The organism is Nostoc favosum CHAB5714 (assembly GCF_020829495.1).
GTDB lineage: Bacteria > Cyanobacteriota > Cyanobacteriia > Cyanobacteriales > Nostocaceae > Nostoc > Nostoc favosum.
Genome location: NZ_JAIVFQ010000234.1, coordinates 1 through 2,406, shown reverse-complemented (window position 1 = coordinate 2,406; position 2,406 = coordinate 1). Strand labels below are relative to the sequence as shown.

The 2,406-nt window shown below is 54.4% G+C and carries 2 protein-coding genes and 1 tRNA gene; 2 read left to right on the top strand and 1 reads right to left on the bottom strand.

What is annotated here, in order from left to right; all coding sequences use genetic code 11:
- The first annotated feature begins 216 nt into the window (after positions 1-216).
- The gene (locus LC586_RS40245) at positions 217-1,329 is read left to right on the top strand and encodes a S1C family serine protease (RefSeq protein WP_229491344.1); all 1,113 of its coding nucleotides are present in this window, start codon (positions 217-219) and stop codon (positions 1,327-1,329) included.
- A gap of 371 nt (positions 1,330-1,700) precedes the next feature.
- Here LC586_RS40245 and LC586_RS40240 read toward each other — a convergent pair.
- Positions 1,701-1,775, bottom strand: a tRNA-Gly gene (locus tag LC586_RS40240).
- A gap of 113 nt (positions 1,776-1,888) precedes the next feature.
- On the opposite strand from LC586_RS40240, the gene LC586_RS40235 reads away from it, so the two are divergent.
- Positions 1,889-2,386 (top strand): prolyl-tRNA synthetase associated domain-containing protein, encoded by a 498-nt coding sequence (locus LC586_RS40235; protein ID WP_229491343.1) that lies wholly within the window; start codon positions 1,889-1,891, stop codon positions 2,384-2,386.
- Positions 2,387-2,406: the final 20 nt, after the last annotated feature.

Here is a 2,406-nt window from a genome sequence, read left to right as displayed (position 1 = left end):
ATCAAGGCTGTCAGCACCGGCGCAGCGGCGTGACGGTATGGAATTTTCCGGGCTAGACGCCCCCCAAACCGTGTCCTAGGTTGGCTTGCAGCAAATCCGCAGGGACGGCCTTCCATGCGCATACTACAGTATCTCATTGCAGCAGCTCTTATCTTTGCGGTTTCATCGCCAGCAAGAGCAGTATGGGTCCGAGAGTATCCTGTACACGGCAATTGGATGGCAGGAGTCTACGCATATGACGACACAAAGCGATTTAGTCATTGCTCTGCTTCTGCCAGCTATAAGAATGGCACGATTGTTTATGTTTCGATAGATGAGAATTATTCCTGGTATTTAGGGTTCTCGAATGACTCGTGGCGGTTAGAGCCCAACAGGAAGATTCTTGTTTCTTACCGTTTTGATCGCGGCGTTTGGTTCGATGCTATCGGCGAATTTAAGGACAGAGGTTTCTTCGTAATAACAATGCCCTCCGACGGAACACTCATTGATCTCTTCCGACGCGGCCGTCAAATGGACTTGAAACTTTCAGAAGGCAGCTATGAGTTTTGGCTCGAGGGCACATTTCGCCTTACAGCTTCGCTCGCGAGGTGTGTTACCGAAGCCAAAGGTGGAGCAGACAAACGAACAGTAGAAGTACAGCCTCCGAACAATTCTGGCACCGAACAACCCGTAAGTCGGGACGCTCCGGAGAAGAGTTCTCCGAAAAGTGGGACAGGCATAGTGCTCTCCACAAACGGACGCGTCCTCACAAACAACCACGTCGTCGACCAGTGTAGCAAAATAATGGTCTTGCGATCGGGAGATACTCCCAGTGAAGCTCAACTTCTGAGAGCAGACCCGCAAAACGACTTGGCCGTGATCAAGGTAGATACGGAATACCCAATTGAAGACCTCGCCGTGTTCAGGAGTGGGAAGTCGGTAAAGGCTGGCGAGACTGTTTCAGTTTTCGGGTTTCCGCTGGCGGGTACGCTGAGTATTGCGGGGAATATTTCATCTGGAAACGTGACTGCATTATCTGGAATTGGCGATGACGTTCGATATCTGCAGATTTCCGCCCCTGTTCAACCGGGCAACAGTGGAGGGCCCTTGATTGATACCGGTGGCTTGGTCGCCGGAGTAGTGACCGCTCGCCTCAGCGATGGTGCAACGATTGCTTCGTCGGGTGCGATTCCTCAGAACGTGAACTTTGCGCTAAAGGGTTCGGTTGCTACGAGCTTCTTAGAGGCCCATTCACTGATTTTCATAGAGGACATGCCACGCAAGGAATTATCACTTGTTGAAGTGGCCGAAAGAGCTAAGAAATTTAGTGTGTTAATTGTGTGCAAATAGGAGGGCACGATTTATCCGTCGCCCACCGCATGCCTCTATTGTTAGATGGATCGGCGGCGAAGAAGCGCCCAGCGCATGCCCACCATCAGCACTCAAATTGCTCCCTGATGTTCCTCTCTGATATCCGCTGTAGTGTATTCAGGCGAATAAGATTCGCGCAACGCCGAGGTCAGCGGCGTACCAGTATGAATGTTCTCAGGTTTGAACGGTTTTGGTGAAACATCCTGGAGGACAATTCATCCGAGCAAGGCCGCAACTTTACATGCGCCAAATCCGATATTAGAGAACCGCACCAATCCTTGCCGGTTCGGCGCATTGTGATTTTATGTCTGAAAGTATGAGGCTACGGTATTCCGCAGCTTCCAGAAACCTGGAGCGGGCGAAGGGATTCGAACCCTCGACCCCAACCTTGGCAAGGTTGTGCTCTACCCCTGAGCTACGCCCGCATTAGGTAAGGCGCCAGGGTTTGTTCCCGGCGCGGGCGTCTTATTGCCTATGCTCCGCGCAAATGCAATAGGAACCTCACATTGTTCGTAAAAGCTTCATTGAGAAGGTGAAAATGCCTGCCAGCCGCGCCGATCTGATGGCCCGATTCTCGTCCCTGGGCATCGAAACCGAGACCCGCGACCACGCCCCAGCCTTCACCGTCGACGAGGCGCGCGACCTGCGCGGAGTGATTCCCGGCGGCCATTGCAAGAATTTGTTCCTGAAAGACGAGAAGGGCGCCGTCTGGCTGATCGTCTGTCTGGAGGACGCCCGCATCGACCTCAAGGCCGCCCCGGCCAGGATCGGCTCGAAACGGCTGACCTTCGGCAAGCCGGAGCTGCTGATGGAGCTTTTGGGCGTCGAGCCGGGCTCGGTCACCCCCTTCGGCCTCATCAACGATACGGGAAACCGCATCACCGTCATCCTCGAGGAGCGTATGATGCGGGAAAACCTGCTCAATTATCACCCGCTCAGCAACGACGCGACGACCACCATCGGGTCGCAAGACCTCCTCGCCTTCATCCGCTCCTGCGGGCACGAGCCCCGCATCGTGGCCCTGGCAGCCCCTTAAGGAACGGGAACCGGCCGGGT

What these genes read in the sequence shown, in the direction of transcription:
- LC586_RS40245 (WP_229491344.1), top strand. Translation starts at nt 217, where the DNA reads ATGGCAGGAGTCTACGCATATGACGACACAAAGCGATTTAGTCATTGC.
- LC586_RS40235 (WP_229491343.1), top strand. Translation starts at nt 1,889, where the DNA reads ATGCCTGCCAGCCGCGCCGATCTGATGGCCCGATTCTCGTCCCTGGGC.